17 protein-coding genes are annotated in these 16,266 nt (G+C 72.3%); 9 read left to right on the top strand and 8 right to left on the bottom strand.

All coding sequences use genetic code 11. From position 1 onward, the window contains the following. The first annotated feature begins 145 nt into the window (after positions 1-145). Positions 146-1,180: a LacI family DNA-binding transcriptional regulator gene (locus tag ACZ64A_RS16035; protein WP_469810892.1), complete on the top strand. Its 1,035-nt coding sequence runs from the start codon at positions 146-148 to the stop codon at positions 1,178-1,180. Between the two features lie 91 nt (positions 1,181-1,271). Here ACZ64A_RS16035 and trxA read toward each other — a convergent pair whose 3' ends face one another. Continuing rightward, a complete protein-coding gene (gene trxA, locus ACZ64A_RS16030; RefSeq protein ID WP_361636592.1) occupies positions 1,272-1,655 on the bottom strand; it encodes a thioredoxin in 384 nt (127 codons plus the stop codon). A 183-nt stretch (positions 1,656-1,838) separates the two neighbouring features. Between trxA and ACZ64A_RS16025 the strand changes: the two genes are divergently transcribed. After that, complete coding sequence (locus tag ACZ64A_RS16025; RefSeq protein WP_469810891.1) at positions 1,839-3,269, top strand: dihydrolipoyl dehydrogenase family protein; 1,431 nt, start codon at positions 1,839-1,841, stop codon at positions 3,267-3,269. A 55-nt stretch (positions 3,270-3,324) separates the two neighbouring features. On the opposite strand, the gene ACZ64A_RS16020 is transcribed toward ACZ64A_RS16025, so the two are convergent. The 4 genes from ACZ64A_RS16020 to ACZ64A_RS16005 all read right to left on the bottom strand — a co-directional run bounded on the left by ACZ64A_RS16020 (position 3,325) and on the right by ACZ64A_RS16005 (position 5,449). Then, positions 3,325-3,972: a peptide deformylase gene (locus ACZ64A_RS16020; RefSeq protein WP_469810890.1), complete on the bottom strand. Its 648-nt coding sequence runs from the start codon at positions 3,970-3,972 to the stop codon at positions 3,325-3,327. 60 nt (positions 3,973-4,032) lie between these two features. Then, on the bottom strand, positions 4,033-4,413 hold the full coding sequence (locus tag ACZ64A_RS16015; RefSeq protein WP_469811369.1) for a tetratricopeptide repeat protein: 381 nt from the start codon (positions 4,411-4,413) through the stop codon (positions 4,033-4,035). A 95-nt stretch (positions 4,414-4,508) separates the two neighbouring features. After that, positions 4,509-4,958 carry a MarR family transcriptional regulator gene (locus tag ACZ64A_RS16010; RefSeq protein WP_469810889.1) on the bottom strand — a complete coding sequence of 150 codons (450 nt, stop codon included), beginning with the start codon at positions 4,956-4,958 and terminating at the stop codon, positions 4,509-4,511. Then, positions 4,955-5,449 carry a MarR family winged helix-turn-helix transcriptional regulator gene (locus ACZ64A_RS16005; protein WP_469810888.1) on the bottom strand — a complete coding sequence of 165 codons (495 nt, stop codon included), beginning with the start codon at positions 5,447-5,449 and terminating at the stop codon, positions 4,955-4,957. The genes ACZ64A_RS16010 and ACZ64A_RS16005 overlap by 4 nt, the downstream gene beginning before the upstream one ends. Positions 5,450-5,571: 122 nt before the next feature. Here ACZ64A_RS16005 and ACZ64A_RS16000 point away from each other — a divergent pair, with 122 nt between their 5' ends. The 3 genes from ACZ64A_RS16000 (at position 5,572) to ACZ64A_RS15990 (ending at position 8,546) form a co-directional block, all read left to right on the top strand. Then, positions 5,572-6,537, top strand: coding sequence for a pirin family protein (locus ACZ64A_RS16000; RefSeq protein ID WP_469810887.1), 966 nt, complete (start codon positions 5,572-5,574; stop codon positions 6,535-6,537). A gap of 231 nt (positions 6,538-6,768) precedes the next feature. Then, positions 6,769-7,776 (top strand): NADP-dependent oxidoreductase, encoded by a 1,008-nt coding sequence (locus ACZ64A_RS15995; RefSeq protein WP_469810885.1) that lies wholly within the window; start codon positions 6,769-6,771, stop codon positions 7,774-7,776. Beyond that, on the top strand, positions 7,773-8,546 hold the full coding sequence (locus tag ACZ64A_RS15990) for an SDR family oxidoreductase (protein WP_469810884.1): 774 nt from the start codon (positions 7,773-7,775) through the stop codon (positions 8,544-8,546). Before ACZ64A_RS15995 ends, ACZ64A_RS15990 begins: the two co-directional genes overlap by 4 nt. A 151-nt stretch (positions 8,547-8,697) precedes the next feature. Here ACZ64A_RS15990 and ACZ64A_RS15985 read toward each other — a convergent pair whose 3' ends face one another. Further along, the gene (locus tag ACZ64A_RS15985) at positions 8,698-9,141 is read right to left on the bottom strand and encodes a MarR family winged helix-turn-helix transcriptional regulator (protein WP_469810883.1); all 444 of its coding nucleotides are present in this window, start codon (positions 9,139-9,141) and stop codon (positions 8,698-8,700) included. 105 nt (positions 9,142-9,246) lie between these two features. Between ACZ64A_RS15985 and ACZ64A_RS15980 the strand changes: the two genes are divergently transcribed. After that, a complete protein-coding gene (locus tag ACZ64A_RS15980; RefSeq protein WP_469810882.1) occupies positions 9,247-10,035 on the top strand; it encodes a maleylpyruvate isomerase family mycothiol-dependent enzyme in 789 nt (262 codons plus the stop codon). Positions 10,036-10,086: 51 nt separating this feature from the next. On the opposite strand, the gene ACZ64A_RS15975 is transcribed toward ACZ64A_RS15980, so the two are convergent. Then, a complete protein-coding gene (locus tag ACZ64A_RS15975; RefSeq protein WP_469810881.1) occupies positions 10,087-11,595 on the bottom strand; it encodes a DUF4246 domain-containing protein in 1,509 nt (502 codons plus the stop codon). 145 nt (positions 11,596-11,740) lie between these two features. Here ACZ64A_RS15975 and ACZ64A_RS15970 point away from each other — a divergent pair, with 145 nt between their 5' ends. After that, entirely contained in the window at positions 11,741-12,169 is a 429-nt protein-coding gene (locus ACZ64A_RS15970; protein WP_469810880.1) for a VOC family protein, read from the top strand. 32 nt (positions 12,170-12,201) lie between these two features. Here ACZ64A_RS15970 and ACZ64A_RS15965 read toward each other — a convergent pair whose 3' ends face one another. After that, positions 12,202-12,591, bottom strand: a complete 390-nt coding sequence (locus tag ACZ64A_RS15965; RefSeq protein WP_469810878.1) for an ArsR/SmtB family transcription factor — start codon at positions 12,589-12,591, stop codon at positions 12,202-12,204. Positions 12,592-12,724: 133 nt separating this feature from the next. Between ACZ64A_RS15965 and ACZ64A_RS15960 the strand changes: the two genes are divergently transcribed. Beyond that, the gene (locus ACZ64A_RS15960; RefSeq protein WP_469810877.1) at positions 12,725-14,698 is read left to right on the top strand and encodes a heavy metal translocating P-type ATPase; all 1,974 of its coding nucleotides are present in this window, start codon (positions 12,725-12,727) and stop codon (positions 14,696-14,698) included. Between the two features lie 337 nt (positions 14,699-15,035). Then, the gene (locus ACZ64A_RS15955; protein WP_469810876.1) at positions 15,036-16,220 is read left to right on the top strand and encodes a PP2C family protein-serine/threonine phosphatase; all 1,185 of its coding nucleotides are present in this window, start codon (positions 15,036-15,038) and stop codon (positions 16,218-16,220) included. Positions 16,221-16,266 lie beyond the last annotated feature (46 nt).

Genomic DNA, 16,266 nt, shown 5'->3' with positions numbered 1-16,266 from the left:
AGCACCCGGGCCGCAGCCACGACCCGCCCGCGCACCGTCAGAGGGACGGTGAGCCGAGCCCGGGGGCCGCGGAAAGGCACCGTGCGGCGAGCTGGCCGCCCCGGCCGGGAGGATGCCTGCCGCTTCTGCCAAGATGCGTACCGTCATGGTGCAGATACCGAACACGCCCCCGCCCGCGTCGCCCGCACCCCGCTCCGCCCCCACGAGCGCCGATGTCGCCCGGCTGGCCGGCGTGTCGCGCGCGACCGTCTCGTACGTGCTGAACAACACCAGCGCCGTACGGATCAGCGACGCCACCCGCCGCCGCGTGCACGAGGCCGCGAAGGAACTCGGCTACGTACCCCACGCGGCCGCCCGCAGCCTGCGCGCCGGCCACAGCCGCATCGTCCTGATGCCCGCCCCGGCCATCCCGGTCGGCCCGCTCTACAGCCGCTTCCTCAGCGAGCTGCAGTGGGCACTCGGCCGACTCGACTACACGGTCGTGCAGTACGGCACGGCCGGCGCCCAGGGCGACGACGCGGCCCGCGCCTGGGCGGAACTGCGCCCCGTCGCCGTCCTGGTCCCCGGTACCGGACTCGGCCCCGAGGGCGTCGCCGTGCTCAAGCGGGCCGGCGCCCGCGCCGTGCTCACGCTCGGTTCCGAGACCGTCGAGGGCGCCCACGCCCTGCTGCTCGACCACGAGGGCGTCGGCCATGCCGCCGCCACTCACCTGTACGCCCGCGGCCGGCGCCGGATCGGCGTCGTCGTCCCCGAGGAAGCGGGCCTGGAGTCCTTCTCGCGTCCCCGCCTGGAGGGCGCCCGCCGCGCCCTGGAGGGAACCGGCGCCACCGTCACCGCGCTGCCCCTCGCCTACGAGGAGGAGCCCGCCGCCCGGCTCGCGGCGCGCTGGCGCGGGCTCGGCCTGGACTCCGTGTTCGCCTACAACGACGAGTACGCGATGCTGCTGATGCGCGCCCTGCAGGACGAGGGCGTGCGCGTGCCCGAGGAGACGGCGGTCGTCGGCGCCGACGACCTGATGCTGGGCCGCTTGCTGAGGCCGCGGCTGAGCACGGTCCATATCGAGCTGCCGTCCGGCCGCGACCTCGCCGAACTGGTCGACCGCGCCGTCCGCGAGCCCGGCGCCGCACCCGGCATCCACAAGGTGGTCGGCGCCTCGGTGGTGCACCGCGACTCCAGCTGAGGGACGAGCGCATGAAAAAGGAGCCCCCGGCCCCGGGCGCCCCCGTCCCGGCCGAAGGCTCCTCCCACGCTGGTGGACGAGCCGGGAAGCCCTACTGGCCCTGCCCCGCCTGACCCTCCTGCGCCGCGATCGACTGGCGCACCTCGTCCATGTCCAGCTTGCGGGCCTGACCGATGACGTCCGCGAGCGCGGCCTCCGGCAGGGCACCCGGCTGGGCGAAGATCGCGACCTGGTCGCGCACGATCATCAGCGTCGGAATCGACTGGATCTGGAAGGCGGCGGCCAGCTCGGGCTGCGCCTCCGTGTCCACCTTGCCGAACACCAGGTCGGGGTTCTCCTCCGCGGCCTTCTCGTACACCGGCGCGAACTGACGGCACGGCCCGCACCAGGACGCCCAGAAGTCGATCAGGACGAAATCGTTGTCCGTGACCATCTGGTCGAAGTTCTCCTTGGTGAGCTCCACGGTGCTGCTCATGGCGTGCATCCCTCATTCCTGATGTCGGGGGGCGAGCGTCGGGCACAACACGGCCGACGACGTGCGTATTCCGCGCACCTACCCATGTGGCCTGGGCGCACACCCCTGTCCCGACGGCGCACACCCGCACCCCGATCCGGCGGTTCTGTGGCCCGGACGCCCGCCACCGACCAGACTGACCCCATGACGGAAACGGAAACGATCGCGTACGACGTCGTGGTGCTCGGTGCCGGACCCGTGGGGGAGAACGTCGCGGACCGCACCCGCGCGGCCGGCCTCACCACCGCGGTCGTGGAGAGCGAGCTCGTCGGCGGTGAGTGCTCCTACTGGGCGTGCATGCCCAGCAAGGCCCTGCTGCGCCCGGTCATCGCCCGCGCCGACGCCCGCCGCACCCCCGGCCTGCGCGAGGCGGCGCAGCGCCCGCTGGACGCGGCGCAGGTGCTCGCCCACCGCACCTACGAAACCTCCGACTGGAACGACGAGGGCCAGGTGCGCTGGCTGGAGGGCATCGGCGCCGACCTGTACCGCGGACACGGCCGCCTCGCCGGCCCGCGCACCGTCGAGGTCACCGCGCCGGACGGCACGCGCCGCACCCTCACCGCACGGCACGCGGTCACCGTGAGCACAGGCACCCGCGCCCAGCTGCCCGACCTACCCGGACTCGCCGACGTCAGGCCGTGGACCAGCCGTGAGGCGACCAGCGCCAAGGAGGTGCCGGGCCGGCTGATCGTGGTCGGCGGGGGAGTGGTGGCCACCGAGATGGCCACGGCGTGGCAGGGCCTCGGCACGCAGGTCACGCTTCTCGTGCGGGGCAAGGGCCTGCTCAACCGGATGGAGCCGTTCGCCGGCGAACTGGTCGCCGAGGCCCTCACCGAGGCCGGCGCCGACGTGCGCACGGCGACCTCCGTGGAGTCCGTCTCCCGGCGCAACGGCACCGTCGTGGCCGTCACCGGTGCCGGCGAGCGTATCGAGGCCGACGAGATCCTCTTCGCCACCGGCCGCGCCCCGCGTACCGACGACATCGGCCTGGACACCGTCGGCCTGAAGCCCGGCAGCTGGCTGGAGACCGACGACAGCCTGCGCGTCACCGGCACCGACTGGCTGTACGCGGTCGGCGACGTCAACCACCGGGCCCTCCTCACCCACCAGGGCAAGTACCAGGCCCGGATCGCGGGCGCCGCGATCGCCGCCCGTGCCGCCGGGGACGAGCTGTCCGGCAACGAGCCCTGGGGCGCGCACTCCGCGACGGCCGACCACCACGCCGTACCGCAGGTCGTGTTCACCGATCCGGAGGCCGCCGCCGTGGGCCTGTCCCTCGCCGAGGCGGAGCAGGCCGGGTACCGGGTGCGTGCCGTCGACGTCGAGATGTCGTCGGTCGCCGGGGCCGGTCTGTACCGCGAGGGCTACAAGGGCCGCGCCCGCATGGTCGTCGACCTCGAGAACGAGATCCTGCGCGGTGTCACCTTCGTCGGCCCCGGCGTCGGCGAGCTGATCCACTCGGCGACGGTCGCCGTCGCCGGTCAGGTCCCCATCGGCCGGCTGTGGCACGCGGTGCCGTCCTATCCGACGATCAGCGAGGTGTGGCTGCGCCTGCTGGAGGCGTACCGGGGCTGAACCGGCGGGGGACGCCGGTCTCCCGGGTGACCGGCGTGCGGTGCGGTGCCGGTGGTCAGCCGGGCAGCCGGAAACCGAGCTCGTGGGCGGCCGTGTCCGGCGTCGGCTGGTTCCACCGCCCGGCCATCGCGTCGTTCGACGACAGGGACCGCGGCTCGGCGCGGTCCAGGTACAGGGTGCCGTCGAGATGATCCGTCTCGTGCTGCACGATCCGCGCAGGCCAGTCCGTGAAGACCTCGTCCACGGCCCGGCCGTGCTCGTCCTCGCCGGTCAGCCGCACGCACGCGTGCCGCGCCACGACCGCCTGCCAGCCGGGCACGCTGAGGCAGCCCTCGAAGAAGGCGGCGCGCTCGGGCCCGACGGGCTCGTACGAGGGGTTCACCAGCACCCGGAACGGCTGCGGCACGCGCCCGCGCGCCACCCGGATCTCCTCCGGGACCGGGGCGGGATCCTCGATCACCGCGATCCGCAGCGCCACCCCCACCTGCGGCGCGGCCAGCCCGACGCCCGGCGCCGCGTGCATGGTGACGCGCAGCGCCTCGACGAAGCGGGCGAGCAGCGCGGGCGTGAGCTGTCCGTCGTAGCGCTCGGTGCCGTGGCGCAGCACGGGGTCGCCGGCCGCGACGATGGGCAACGGACCACCGGCGGCGAGCAGTTCCTCGATCCGCTCGGCCAGGGGTGCGTGATCACGGGAAGAGGCCATCGCGCCAGCATGCCATGGCCCGAAGGGGCGACGGGCGCCCTCCGGGCCATGGCGGCGGACTCACTCCTCCTCGAAATTCCCGGCGAGGGCGGAGGCGATCCGCAGATGGGTGTCGGCCTCCTCACCCCGTCCCTGCCGCTCGAGGGTGCGGCCGAGCATCAGCCGGGCGTAGTGCTCCACCGGGTCGCGCTCCACGATGAGCCGCAACTCGCTCTCGGCGCGCCGCAGTTGAGCGGAGTGGTAGTAGGCACGGGCCAGCAGCAGGCGCGGTCCGGTCTGCTCCGGCACCTCCTCGACCAGCGGACCCAGCACCCGCGCCGCGGCGGCGTAGTCCTTGGCGTCGAAGAACATCCGGGCGCGCTCCCAGCGCTCCGCGGGCGTCCCGTGGGTGTAGTACGCGGGCTCCTGCGACTGCTGCGGCTGCTGCGCCGCGTTGAACATGCTCTGCACGGCCGACCTCCTTCGCGGCGGACAACCGACAGAGTTGGTTCAATATTCCACTACTCGGTTGTGGTCCCCGTGTTGCCGCGCTGCGATCAGTCGCGTCCGAGGGTGTGCAGCTCGGCGTTCGCCCGCTCGGTCACCAGGGCCAGCACCCGGCCGGCCGCGGCCCGGTCCGCCTCGGAGATGTCCGCCCAGATGCGCGCCGAGGCCCGCGCGGTCTCGGCGGCCCCGGTCTCGTACAGGGCCCGCCCGTCCGGCGTCATTTGGACCGTGTCGCTGTCGTCGAGGGTGAGAAGGCCGCGCCCGATCAGCTCGCCGACGGTCCGGTCCGCCTCCGCGGCACTGACCTTCACCGCATCGGCGACGCCTGCGACCAGACGGTCGCGGAGGAGCGGCTCCTCGGCCGCGGCGACCGGCCGCAGCACGGTGGTCTCCAGGAAACTCAGGCCATGGCGGCCCATCACCTGCTCCAGAACCGCGCGTGCGGCGTAGTGGGCCAGCCCGATGGCGCGACTGTCGGCGAGCGGTGCGGTGGTGGTCATGACTGCTCCTTGTCGGTGTCGCCGTAGAGGTTCGACGGGTCCAGCGGTGTGTCGAGCAGGGCCGTCAGCTCGCTGGTGAACTGCCGGGTGCGCGGGCTGCCGAGGCCGCCGAGGGGGTGCAGCAACTGGTCGAGCAGCCGTTGGACGACATCGATGGCCCGCTCGGTGGTCGCGCGTCCCTGCGCGGTGAGGGCGAGCTGTACCGCGCGCGGGTCGCGCGGGTCGCGGGCGCGCTCCACCAGCCCCGCGGCCTCGAGGGAGCGGGCCAGCTTCGACACGTACAGCGGCTCCAGCCCCGTGTGGTCGGCGAGGCGCCGCTGGCTGGGCCGCTCGCCGGTGTGCTGCATGCCGTACAGGGAGGCCACGACCGAGTACTGCGCGTGGGTCAGTCCCAGCGGGGCGACCGCGCGATCGACGGCGACCCGCCACTTCGTCGACAGGCGCCACACCAGGTAACCGGGGGTCGGACCGCCGGCCTCATCGCTGCTCATGACCCATACAGTACATGGCTATGATGTCCATGGCTACTATTTCCCGCATGGCCTCCCCACGTGAAGGTGGCTGCCGGTCGACGGACTGACGCGACGAGCGCGGCGGGACTACGTTGTTCCGTATGAGCAATCTCGATCGCCGGGCGGTGCCCGCCGTGTGCGGTGGCCGTGGCTTCGTCGTGGCGGAACCGGTCCGCGAACTCCTCAGCCCCCGCCGCGTCCCGCTCGGCGAGTCGACCGAGGTCCGCCGCCTGCTGCCCAACCTCGGCCGCCGCATGGTGGGCGCCTGGTGCTTCGTCGACCACTACGGCCCCGACGACATCGCGGACGAGCCCGGCATGCAGGTGCCCCCGCACCCGCACATGGGCCTGCAGACGGTGAGCTGGCTGCACGAGGGAGAGGTGCTGCACCGCGACTCCACGGGCAGCCTCCAGCTGATCCGCCCCCGGGAACTGGGACTGATGACCTCCGGCCGGGCGATCAGCCACTCGGAGGAGAGCCCGCGCTCGCACGCCCGCTTCCTGCACGGCGCCCAGCTGTGGGTGGCTCTGCCCGACGCCCACCGCCACACGGACCCGCGCTTCGAGTACCACGCCGACCTGCCGGCGGTCACGGCACCGGGCCTCACGGCCACCCTGCTCCTCGGTGACCTGGACGGCGTGTCGTCCCCGGGGACGACGTACACCCCGCTCGTCGGCGCCGACCTCGCCCTCGCCCGCGGCGCGGACGTCCGCCTGCCGCTGGAGGCGGACTTCGAGTACGCGGTGCTGGCCATGTCGGGCGAGACCCACGTGGACGGCGTACCGCTCCTGCCCGGCTCGATGCTCTACCTCGGCTGCGGCCGCACGGAACTCCCGCTGCGCGCCGAGACGGACGCGGGCCTGATGCTCCTCGGCGGCGAGCCCTTCGAGGAGGAACTGATCATGTTCTGGAACTGGATCGGGCGCACTCAGGAGGAGATCGAAGAGGCCCGCCGGGACTGGACGGAGGGGACCCGGTTCGGTGAGGTGAAGGGCTACGACGGCGCCCCGCTGCCCGCTCCCGAGCTGCCGGCGACGCCGCTGAAGCCGCGGGGGAGAATGCGCTGACGGCGAGCCGGTCGCCGGTCTCGGCAGGCTCGCCCGTCCCCCGCTTCACACCGTCGGCCCCTGCCGCGAGGCCCCGGTGCCACCCGTCGGGGCACCGGCGGTGGCCGACGGATGCACGGGTCTTCCGAGCCGTAGGCGCCCGGCGACTGGGTCGATCTGTGGCGGACATCACTGTCACCGACGTACCTACTGGTCGGTATGGTCGCAGGGAGCGCGACGACAGGAGGCGTTATGTCTGCGACCAACCGCCAGATCCGTCTGGCAGCCCGTCCCGTGGGCGAGGTCGACCCCGGGGACTGGGAGCACGCTGAAGGGCCCGTCGACGAACCGGGCCCCGGCCGGTTCGCGGGCCGGACCCGCGCCATCTCCCTGGACCCGGCCATGCGCGGCTGGCTGGACGACCGCCCGTCCTACCTGCCCCCGGTGGACATCGGCGAGGTGATGCGCGCCCGAACGGTCGTCGAGGTCACCGCCTCGCACCACCCCGACTTCGAGCCGGGCGACCATGTGGTCGGCACCTTCGGCGTCCAGGAGTACGTGGTCTCCGACGGCCGGGGCGCGATGAAGATCGACACCTCCCTCGCCTCGCCCTCCACCTATCTGGGCGCGCTGGGCATGCCCGGGATGACCGCCTACTTCGGTCTGCTGGACGTCGGGGCGCTGCAGGACGGCGAGACCGTCGTCGTGTCGGGCGCGGCCGGCGCGGTCGGCACCATCGCGGGACAGATCGCGAAGGCCAAGGGCTGCCGGGTCGTCGGCATCGCCGGAGGGCCCGAGAAGTGCGCCCTGCTCACCGGCGAACTGGGCTTCGACGCGGCGATCGACTACCGCACCGAGGACGTCAGAAAGGCGCTGCGGCAGCACGCTCCCGACGGCATCGACGTCTACTTCGACAACGTCGGCGGCGACATTCTCGACGCCGCGCTGACCCGGCTGGCCATGCACGCGCGCGTGGTGGTCTGCGGTGCGATCAGTCAGTACAACAACGCCACCCCGGTCAAGGGCCCCTCCAACTACCTCTCGCTGCTGGTGCGCCGCGCGCGCATGGAGGGGTTCGTCGTCTTCGACTACGCCGAGCGCTACGCGCAGGCCGCGCGGGAGATCTCCGGCTGGATCGGCGCCGGTCGCGTCAAGGTCAAGGAACACGTGGTGCGGGGCACCGTCGACGACTTCCCCGAGACGCTGCAGATGCTGTTCCGTGGCGAGAACGTCGGCAAGCTCGTCCTGGAGCTGGCGTGACGCCCGCCGGCAGCGCGGACGGGCTGCGCGGCAAGGTGGCCATCGTCACCGGTGGCGCCAGTGGGCTCGGCCGGGCCACGGCGCTGGCGCTCGCGAAGGCGGGGGCACGTGTCGTGGTCGCGGACCTCGACGCGCAGGGCGGCCGCGAGGTGGCCGAGACGATCGGCGGCCGCTTCCGGGCGTGCGACGTCTCCGACCTCGACGCCAACCGTGCGCTGGTCGACTTCGCCCAGGAACAGTACGGCGGTGTCGACATCGCGTTCCTCAACGCCGGCGTGGCGACCGGGTGCGGCGTCGGCGACGACTTCGACCTGGCCCGCTACCGGCGGGCGATGGGAGCCAACCTGGACGGCGTGGTCTTCGGCACCCAGGCGGTGCTGCCCGCACTGCGGGCACGCGGCGGAGGCTCGATCGTGGCGACCGCGTCCCTGGCGGGACTGGCGGCGGTGCCGCTCGATCCGCTGTACGGGGCCAACAAGCACGCGGTCGTGGGCCTCACCCGCTCCCTCGGTCCGGCCCTCGAGCCGTACAACGTGCGCTTCAACGCGGTCTGCCCGGGGTTCGCCGAGTCGCGCATCATCGACCACCTGCGTGGCCTGCTCTCCCAGCAGGGGCTGCCGGTCATCCCGGCCGAGCGCGTCGCGGACACGGTGCTGCGGATCGTCACCGGGGAGGGCACGGGGGAGTGCTGGTTCATCCAGGCCGGCCGCGAACCGGAGCCGTTCCGCTTCCGCAACGTGCCGGGTCCGGGCAAGCCCGCCGGCGTCTGAGCGCCGCCCCCGGAACACATGGCCATGAAGTGCCGGGCAGTTCGCCCTCCGCGGTGAGCGGCCCGGCCGCGGCCGCTTCGGCGCAGGCCCGTCGACGACTCGGCGACCCAGCGACAGCGACTCAGGGGCTCAGCCACAGCGACTCGGCGACTCAGGGGCGCGCGGCAGCGGGCTGCGGGGTGAAGACGCGTTCCAGCAGGGCGCCCAGGGTGTCCCGCTCCTGTGCGTCCAGTCTGTCCAGACCCGCGAGCGTGCGGTGCATGGCGCCGCGGATCACGTCGATGACCCGCTCGCCTTCCGCCGTGAGGACGACGTTCTTGACGCGGCGATCGGAGGCGCTCGGTTCCCGGCGCACCAGGCCACGCTTCTCCAGCCGGTCGACGATCCCGGTCATGTTGGAGGCGTCGCAGGTCAGCGTGGCGGCCAAGGTGCTCATCGAGGCCGGTCCCCGGCGCAGCACATTGAGCGTCTTGCCCTGGCTGGCCGTGAGGTTCTCACCGGCGGCGGCCACCGTGAAGTCGCCGTAGTAGGCGGCCAGCGACACCGAGAGCAGCTCCATGAGCCGGGCGGAGTCGACGCGGGGGCGTGCTGTCATACGCGTCACCCTACGACGGAAAACTTGACGATCTCAAATATTGCTGGCTACGGTCTCGGCCATTGCTTGAAGTTCTCAAGCTTTGAAAGGCAGCTCACGATGAACATGTCCGACCCCACCGAGACCTCCCACGTCCCGTCGGTCGACCACCGCGCTGCGGTCGCGGCGGAGACCGCACGGTTCGTCGCCGCGATCAGGGAAGCCGACCTGACCACCGCTGTGCCCGGCTGCCCCGGCTGGAGCCTGGCCGACCTGGTCAGGCACACGGGCAGCGTCCAGCGCTGGTTCTCGGTCCTGCTGCGGTCGCGTGTCCAGGAGCCCCCGCGCACGCGTGAGGTGGACCTGCGGCTCCCGGAGCGGGAGGACGGATACGCCGACTGGCTCGCCGAGAGCGCGACCGTGGCCGCGCAGGCCTTCGCAGCCACGGATCCGGACCTGCCGATGTGGGCGTGGGGCGTGGACCAGCACGCCCGGTTCTGGGCCCGCCGCATGCTCTTCGAGACGCTGCTGCACCGAGCCGACGCCGAACTCGCCCTCGGGCTCCGGCCGGCGATCGACCGTTCCCTCGCCGTCGACGGCATCGACGAGTTCCTCGTCAACCTGCCCTTCGCCACCTTCTTCGCGCCCAAGGTGGCCGACCTGCGCGGCCCCGACAGGACCATTCGTTTCCGCGCGACCGACGGCGACGACGCCTGGCTCGTCCGCCTGCGCCCCGACGGCTTCGCCCTGGACGCGGCCGGCGCAGCCGCGGACACCGCTGACGCGACCGTCCGGGGAACCGCGGCCGACCTGCTCCTGCTGGTCTACGGCCGTCTGCCGTACCGGGCGCAGGCCCTCGCTCACGAGGGCGACGAGGACCTGCTGACCCACTGGTTCGCCAACTCCGCCTTCTGAACCGCAGACGGAGCGGCCTGGCCTCCCGCGCGGCCTTCAGCGCGGAAGGGTTCAGTGCTCGCAGAGGGAGAATTCACGTTCGTAGAGCTGCTCGTTGTGTTCGTCGACGAAGAACTTGCGTTCCTGCATGAGGTGTTCGCGGTAGGCCCTGGCCTGCTCGAGCGTCATCGTCGAGGTGGCGGACCACGGCTGCTGGGGCGGCACATCGGACGTCGAGACGATCGTTTCCGTCGGGTGGACCAGGAAGAACGCGAGAATCTTGCGATGTCCCGGGCGAGTGGGATCGGCGAGGCCGAACGACCCGACGCGATGCTGCAGGATGTTCGGGAACGCCAGGCAGCGGCCCGCCGGGGTCGCCGCCGATCCCAGCACCTGGTTCAGCGCCTCCTCGTTCTCCAGGCCGTAGACCTCACGCACACCGGTGTCGTCGTTCTGTTCGTAGTCCGGGTCGTCGAGTGCCGTGCGGAAACTCAGCCGGCTCTCGGTGATGTTCTCGCTGTCCCAGTAGTAGATGCCGGTCGAGACGATCCGCTCGTTCAACATGCCCTCGACATGCCAGGAACCGCCGGGGTACTCGGGCTTGTCGGGAGTGAGATGAATGGTGGCGAGCTTGACGATGACCTGGAGACGGCGGCCGCGCAGACGGACTCGGGCGGCTTCGCCGGGCACCTCGGGCGGGGTGAAGACGGGGGCGTCCGGGACGACCGGGCGGCGGTTCTCCCACCAGTCGTCCTGGGCCTCTTCCCATATGCGGACGGCTTCCGCGTGGGTTTCGTCGTCACCGTAGGAAGACCTGGCCGGGTACTGCGGCTCCGAGTCGTACCAGCCGTAAGGATCGGCCTCGATCCGCAGGGGCCGCGGATGGCGCAGGTCGGTGAGCACGTTCTCCCACAGGGGGAGGAAGCGTGCGAACACCTCCGGCAGGACCGCGGCCAGTTCGTGATGGGTCTCGGGGTGGACGTTGTTGACGTACGAGCGGAAGGTGACGTCGCCGTCGTCATCGACGTCCACGTCCGTGGGCAGCCACTGGAACCTCTCCGAGAACTCGTGCTTCGAGTAGCGGTCCGTCGGGTTGCGCCAAGCCCGCTCGGGTGCGCCGCCGACCTCCCTCACCAGACAGAACAGTGAAGGATGGACCAGGTCCAGTACCTGGCCGTCGGATCCGGGATGCCAGTCCTTCTCCGCTTCGGGGACCTCTTCCAGAACCCGGACCGCGTCCCGCAACCGCGATGCGAGCTTGTCGTCGATCAGCGCGTCCGACTGCCACACCGCGTCGACGGCGGACACCTCGATGCCGCTCTGCCCGTCCCGCAGCGCGGCGTAGTGCTCGAGTTCGGCCAGCACATAACCGACCTGCGCTTCGGTGAGGTCCTGCTCGATCGCCTCCCGGGTCCACTTGGCGACGATGCCGGCGTCGTTCATTTTGTCGAACCATCCCGGCTTCGCGCGGATGTGCGAGCTGAACTCCATCATCTGCAGTTCCCGCAGTGTCCGGGGCCTGGCGAAGGAGAGGGAACGGGACGCCTGAAAAGGCAGCGGGAAAGCGGACAGGTCGGTCAACTTGCTTGGTCCTCCGAGTCGGTGTGCGGTGGCGGGAAGGATATGACGGCGCACTGACATCGGCTCCCGTCGGCCGGTTCAAGGGGTGGACCCGTCGGCGGCCCGGAGGGTTTCGCCGACGAGTGCGCACCCCTACGGTGGTCCGGTGAATTCGATCAAGAAGTTCCAAGTCACCTTCGACTGCGCGGAACCGGAGCGCCTCGCCCGCTTCTGGTGCGAGGTGTTGGGCTACGTCGTACCGCCGCCACCCGACGGGTTCGCGACCTGGGACGAATTCCGGCGCTCGCAGCCAGTCGAGCAGCGGGACTTGTGGTTCGCCTGCGTGGATCCCTCAGGTGTGGGTCCGCGCCTGTACTTCCAGCGCGTCCCCGAAGGGAAGGCCGCCAAGAACCGGCTGCATCTCGACGTGCGGGCCGGCACCGGACTCGTGGGTGAAGAGCGCCTCGCCGCACTGGAGGCCGAGTGCGCACGGCTGGTCCCGCTCGGCGCGGTACACGTGCGCACGCTGTACGACGGCAACGACTCCTGCATCCCGATGCTGGACATCGAAGGCAACGAGTTCTGCATCGACTGACGTTGCGAGCCGGACGCCGGGCCGGGTGAGGGTCAGTGGGCTCCTGCCGTGGTGGCCGGGGTCCGCGCCGGGGTGTCGCGGATTCCGAGACGCAGGTGTTCGACGTGGAAGAGGGCCTGTTCCAGGAGTTCGGCGACGTGGTTGTCGTAGAGGGCGTAGATGACCGAGCGGCCCCGGCGCTCGCCCGTGACCAGGCCCAGGTTGCGCAGCAGGCGCAGCTGGTGGGAGCAGGCGGACTGCTCCATGCCGACGGCGTCGGCGAGTTCGGTCGCCGCGCAGGGGCCCTCCTGGAGGCGGGCCAGGATCCGCAGCCGGGACGGGGTGGCCAGGGCCTGCAGCGTGGCGGCGACATCGGCGGCACCCACGGTCTCGAGGCGCTCGCGCGCGGTGGCGGTCGTTTCGGCATCAGCTCCGTGGCCCATGGCCCTCATCCTACGGAGGACGACCCATGAACGCATGAATGAGTCTTCATGTGATCCTGTACGGTGGAGGGAGCGGCGCCGGACACCCGGCTGAGCGCTGCCTCGCCCCGCCTCCGTGAAGGACTCCGCTCCGATGACCTCCACCCTCACCCAGCCGTCCACCGACCGGGCCGTGCTGCCGCCCGGGAGCGGGGCGCCCCGGCGCCGCACACGTGTGCTCGCCCTGCCCGAGGCGCGCTGGGCACTGGCGGCCACCGTCCTCTTCCTGCTCGCCCTGCCGTTGCAGCTGACCGGTGCCCCCGTGTGGGCGTGGGGCCCGCTGTACGCGCTGGCGTACGCGACCGGCGGCTGGGAGCCCGGCTGGGAAGGGCTGAAGGCGCTGCGGGACAAGACCCTCGACGTCGACCTGCTGATGGTCGTCGCCGCGCTCGGGGCGGCGGTGATCGGGCAGGTGATGGACGGTGCGCTGCTGATCGTCATCTTCGCCACGTCCGGCGCGCTGGAGGCACTGGCCACGGCACGCACCGCCGACTCCGTGCGGGGGCTGCTGGACCTCGCGCCCGCCACGGCGACCCGGGTGGGCGCCGACGGGGCCGAGGAGACCGTCGCGGCCGCGGACCTGTCGGTCGGCGACACCGTCCTCGTGCGCCCCGGGGAGCGGGTCGGCGCCGATGGCCGGGTCCTGGACGGAGCGAGCGAGGTCGACCAGGCGACCATCACCGGCGAGCCGCTGCCCGTCGCCAAGGCGAAGGGCGACGAGGTCTTCGCGGGCACCCTCAACGGCACCGGCGCCCTGCGCGTCCTCGTCGAACGGGACACCTCCGACACGGTGGTCGCCCGGATCGTGCGCATGGTCGAGGAGGCGTCCGAGACCAAGGCGCCGACCCAGCTGTTCATCGAAAAGGTCGAACAACGCTACTCGCTGGGCATGGTCGCGGCCACCCTGGCCGTGTTCCTGATCCCGCAGGCCCTCGGAGCGCAGCTCACCGGCTCACTGCTGCGCGCCATGACCTTCATGATCGTGGCCTCGCCGTGCGCGGTCGTCCTCGCGACCATGCCGCCGCTGCTGTCGGCCATCGCGAACGCCGGACGGCACGGAGTGCTGGTCAAGTCGGCCGTGGTGATGGAGCGGCTCGGTCAGGTCGACGCGGTGGCCCTGGACAAGACGGGCACGCTCACCGAGGGCACCCCGCGGGTCACCGACCTGCGCGCACTGACCGGCACGGACCCGGACGAGCTTCTGGCCCTCGCGGCGGCCGCCGAGCGCCCGAGCGAGCATCCCCTGGGCCGCGCGGTCGTGGACGCGGCACTCCGGCGCGGGCTCGCCCTGCCGGTCGCGGAGCACTTCGACTCCACGCCCGGCGTCGGCGTGACCGCCACCGTCGACGGGCGCGTGGTCGCCGTCGGCACACCGGCCCGGCTGCTCCTCGGCGCCACGGACGCCGGCTCCGTCCGAGCGGCGGAGCTCGCCGCCGGACTGGAGGACGGCGGCCGGACCGCGGTGCTGGTCAGCGTGGACGGCACGCCGGTGGGGGTGCTCGGCATCGCGGACCGGCTGCGCCCCGACGCCGCCGCCACCGTGGCCTCCCTGACCTCCCTCACCGGATCGGCGCCGCTGCTGCTGACGGGTGACAACCCGCGTGCCGCCGCTCGTCTCGCCGCGGAGGTCGGCATCGACGACGTGCGCGCCGCACTGCTCCCGCAGCACAAGGTCGCCGCCGTCCGGGAGTGGGAGGACGCCGACCGCAAGGTGATGGTGGTCGGCGACGGTGTCAACGACGCCCCGGCGCTCGCCGCCGCGCACACCGGCGTCGCCATGGGCCGGGCGGGTTCCGACCTCGCCTTGGAGACCGCCGACGCAGTGATCGTCCGCGACGAGCTCACGACGGTCCCGGCCGTGATCGCCCTGTCCCGGCGAGCCCGCAAGCTGGTGGTGCAGAACCTGGTCATCGCGGCCGTCTTCATCGCGGGCCTGGTGATCTGGGACCTGGCCGGTAACCTGCCGCTCCCGCTCGGCGTGGCCGGCCACGAGGGCTCGACGGTCATCGTCGGCCTGAACGGACTGCGGCTGCTGCGCGAGGCGGCCTGGCAGCGGTCCACCGACTGAGCCGCCGCGACCCGGCAGGGCCGAGCTCCCTGAAGCGATGACACTCCCTGCCGGCACAGGCGCGGTGCGGCTCGCCGCCCGTACGGGGGCGTCGGCCCACAAGCTCCCGGCCGCGGCACGGGGCGATCGAAAAGATATGGGGGCGTCTCGGACGACACCGGGTACTCGCTCACCGCATCCGCGCCGGATGCGCGTTCGCCCCAGGGAGGAACCGTGTCGCCGATGACGCGTCCGCGTTCCGGACCACCGCCACCGCCACCGCGGTCCGTGCGTGCCGGGTACGCGCCCGGGACCCGCCGTGGTTGACCGGTCGGCGGCAGCTCTGGAGCTGGTGAGGATGATGCAGGTCAGCCACACCGTCACGCTCGAGAGGCTTCCGGGACTGATCGCCGCGCACGCCGCCGAGGCCGGCCTGTACGACACGGCCCTCTTCGTCGTGGACCTCCGGGAGACGGTGCTGCGGCGGCTCACGGGCACGGGGCGCGAGCCCTCGGGCGGTGGGCAGGAGTTCACCGTCAGTGGCAGCCTGCCCGGTCAGGCCTACCAGCGGGTCGACGTGCTCGCGGAGTCGGCGCCGGAGGGGGCCGCGGGCGGACGACGGCGGTGGTGGGTGGCGGTCACCGACGGCGTGGAGCGGCTGGGCGTGCTGCGGGCCGACACCGACACCGATGACGAGCCGACCCGGGACACCTTGCGCGACCTGGCGTCCATGACGGCTCTGCTGCTGCTCAGCAAGCGGTCCTTCAGCGACTCCTACGCCCAGCTGGTGCGCACCGAGCCGATGAACGTCGCCGCCGAGATGCAGTGGAACCTCACCCCGCCGCCCGCGTACGCCGGGCACGCGGTCACGGTGGGCGCGACCATGGAACCGGCCTACCAGGTCGGCGGCGACGCCTTCGACTACGCGGTCAACGGCACCACCTTGCACCTGGGCGTCTTCGACGCGATGGGCCACGACACGACCGCCGGGATCACCGCGAACGTCGCCGTGGCCGCGTGCCGCAACGCCCGCCGCCAGGGCGCCTCGCTGGCGCAGACCAGCGAACAGGTGGAGCGGGTGCTGCTGGAGCAGTTCAGCACCAGCCGCTACGTCACCGCCGTCCTTGCCGACCTGGACACCGCGAGCGGACGACTGTCCTGGATCAACCGTGGCCATCACCTGCCGGTGCTGATCCGCGAGAACCGCTGGACGACCGAGCTGGAATGTCCTCCGGCCGGTCCCATGGGCACCGACCTGCGGCTGCCGGTGACCGAGTGCACCGAGCACTTGCAGCCCGGAGACCGGCTGCTGCTGTACACCGACGGCGTGGTCGAGGCACGCGACCACCGGGGGAGGGAGTTCGGCCGGGACCGGTTCGTCGACTTCGTCCGCCGCCACCACGCCGGCCGCCACACCCTGCACGAGACCCTGCGACGGCTGATGGCGGCGATCGTGGCCCATCACGACGGGCAACTCGACGACGACGCGACGGTCCTGCTCGCCGAGTGGCGCGGTGGCCGCCAGGAGGAGCTGACCCCATGAGCCCTGCCCCCGCCCCCGTCCGTGTCCCCGCCGGTGTCCCCGCCTG

It is taken from the genome of Streptomyces sp. NPDC104814 (assembly GCF_055583185.1).
The sequence above is the reverse complement of the archived record's forward strand: the minus strand, read 5'-3'. Positions and strand labels throughout refer to the sequence as shown.

Coding starts and splice junctions, on each gene's coding strand:
- ACZ64A_RS16035 (WP_469810892.1), top strand. CDS start 146: ATGGTGCAGATACCGAACACGCCCCCGCCCGCGTCGCCCGCACCCCGC.
- trxA (WP_361636592.1), bottom strand. CDS start 1,655: ATGAGCAGCACCGTGGAGCTCACCAAGGAGAACTTCGACCAGATGGTC.
- ACZ64A_RS16025 (WP_469810891.1), top strand. CDS start 1,839: ATGACGGAAACGGAAACGATCGCGTACGACGTCGTGGTGCTCGGTGCC.
- ACZ64A_RS16020 (WP_469810890.1), bottom strand. CDS start 3,972: ATGGCCTCTTCCCGTGATCACGCACCCCTGGCCGAGCGGATCGAGGAA.
- ACZ64A_RS16015 (WP_469811369.1), bottom strand. CDS start 4,413: ATGTTCAACGCGGCGCAGCAGCCGCAGCAGTCGCAGGAGCCCGCGTAC.
- ACZ64A_RS16010 (WP_469810889.1), bottom strand. CDS start 4,958: ATGACCACCACCGCACCGCTCGCCGACAGTCGCGCCATCGGGCTGGCC.
- ACZ64A_RS16005 (WP_469810888.1), bottom strand. CDS start 5,449: ATGAGCAGCGATGAGGCCGGCGGTCCGACCCCCGGTTACCTGGTGTGG.
- ACZ64A_RS16000 (WP_469810887.1), top strand. CDS start 5,572: ATGAGCAATCTCGATCGCCGGGCGGTGCCCGCCGTGTGCGGTGGCCGT.
- ACZ64A_RS15995 (WP_469810885.1), top strand. CDS start 6,769: ATGTCTGCGACCAACCGCCAGATCCGTCTGGCAGCCCGTCCCGTGGGC.
- ACZ64A_RS15985 (WP_469810883.1), bottom strand. CDS start 9,141: ATGACAGCACGCCCCCGCGTCGACTCCGCCCGGCTCATGGAGCTGCTC.
- ACZ64A_RS15980 (WP_469810882.1), top strand. CDS start 9,247: ATGTCCGACCCCACCGAGACCTCCCACGTCCCGTCGGTCGACCACCGC.
- ACZ64A_RS15965 (WP_469810878.1), bottom strand. CDS start 12,591: ATGGGCCACGGAGCTGATGCCGAAACGACCGCCACCGCGCGCGAGCGC.
- ACZ64A_RS15960 (WP_469810877.1), top strand. CDS start 12,725: ATGACCTCCACCCTCACCCAGCCGTCCACCGACCGGGCCGTGCTGCCG.
- ACZ64A_RS15955 (WP_469810876.1), top strand. CDS start 15,036: ATGATGCAGGTCAGCCACACCGTCACGCTCGAGAGGCTTCCGGGACTG.